This window comes from Thermogutta sp., from assembly GCF_014359955.1.
GTDB lineage: Bacteria > Planctomycetota > Planctomycetia > Pirellulales > Thermoguttaceae > Thermogutta.
Genome location: NZ_JACIYL010000895.1, coordinates 1 through 1,676, shown reverse-complemented (window position 1 = coordinate 1,676; position 1,676 = coordinate 1). Strand labels below are relative to the sequence as shown.

2 protein-coding genes are annotated in these 1,676 nt (G+C 57.5%); both read right to left on the bottom strand.

Annotated features, from left to right (window positions below):
- Positions 1–83 precede the first annotated feature (83 nt).
- Entirely contained in the window at positions 84–602 is a 519-nt protein-coding gene (locus H5U08_RS18000; RefSeq protein WP_297036288.1) for a Fur family transcriptional regulator, read from the bottom strand.
- Positions 603–604: 2 nt separating this feature from the next.
- Entirely contained in the window at positions 605–883 is a 279-nt protein-coding gene (locus H5U08_RS17995) for a flagellar biosynthesis anti-sigma factor FlgM (protein WP_297036285.1), read from the bottom strand.
- Between the last annotated feature and the right edge of the window lie 793 nt (positions 884–1,676).

Genomic DNA, 1,676 nt, shown 5'->3' with positions numbered 1-1,676 from the left:
TGCTGACAAAAGAGGAGATCGATATCCTCGCGGAGTTTCTCGCTCCGAAAAAATAGGCGAGATACTTTCTTCGCCTGCTTCTATCACAGTTGCGCGCGGGTCGGATTGTCCACGTCGGACAACTGCCCCGCTTCACGCTTGGCCCGGCATTGAGAACACCAGCCGATGATCATCATGCGGTGCGTGATGGCCTCGAAATCATATTCCCGGGCCACGCTTTCCCGAATGTGTCTGAGGGCTTCGCTGCGAAACTCGAAAAGCTGGTGGCATCCCTGGCAGTAGAGATGGTCGTGCTCGGGATAGCCATATTCGTGCTCATACACGTACCGATCGCGGATGACCATCCGTTTGAGTAGCCCCGCTTCGACCAGCTCACCGAGCGTCCTGTACACTGTGGGACGGCTCACCTCCCGCGAGTTCATCCGTTCCCGCAGGTGCTCCATCAGGTCTTCGGCGTCGAAATGGTCGTGATGGCTGAAGACCTCCGTGACAATGATGCGACGCTGAGAGGTCATCCGCTTGCCGTGCGCACGCAGGAACCGCTCAAAGCGAACAAGAGGAGGTTCCGGCGGTTCGATGGGAGAAACGCGATAGTCCGCCACGATCAACCGATTTCATCCAGCAGGCGATCCAGGGCAATGCTCAACTTCTCTTCTGTTTCATACGTCCCTGCCGCGATCTCCTGTCGAATTCGGGCGACAAGATCCGCCCGAATGTCGGGCAGCTCATGGACTTTATCCAGCAACTGGCCCAACTCCGAGATCTGCACTTCATCCTGGATGGGCGTGCTCTCTCGGAAGCTCGAAACCTGATTGGTCCGGTTTAAATGCGGACCACTCAATGCTTGAGCTCCATGAATATGGCTGGGTCCATGAATCTGCATTGCACAACTCCCCTGATGTCGTTCCCTGGTCTTCTCGTCAAACAGCCGCCGAACCTGATCCTATCTTAGTTTTGCCAAACCGTCGCATCAGACCCGACCAACGGCCAAGGACATGCAACGGTGCGTTCATGCTCTCTCCCCTGGCAAAGTATATCCTACCGCCAGGGTCCGTGCCATAGCAAATAGAATCCCGCACAATAAGTGTGTTTCCGCAGTTTTCCTGCGTTATCTGCTTTCAACGGCGGGCGAGAGGTGAGAGACCGTTCTCGTGGCAAACCTGCATGAAAAGCCGTTCCGTGGCAGGCCCTTCGCTGTTTCCGCCCTGCTTGCCGCCCCACAATAGTTGTTTCGGACAGGCCACTCTTTGGTCCTTGGAAAAGCCCTCACGTGCCGTGTCGTGCCGGTGGTATCGCATGATCCCGCCACGTAGACCAGGGCCCTCTGGCGATCTCTTTCCATACGTAGCGATTGAAACACCCTGGCGTTGCCTGGTATCAACGCTGGGAATAACGCCGATCCGCCACACTTGGTGCCCCGTCGGCGCACAACGAGCCAAAAAACCGACCATTGACGACCCGCATTTTTTCGTCGGGCCTCACACTCCCGCGGACTACCTGAATTGCCGAGCGAACCTGACAGCCAGGTCTCCTCCAGTGATACGAGGAGTGCGCCTGTCGTGCCCGGTGCGGAGGGGCTAATCCTCCAACCTTGAAAACCGAATCAGTAGGGCCTGAGCACCCGCCGGTCCGCAGCCCCCGGGGGCGACGACAGTGAGGTTTCCCGGAAGTCCGGC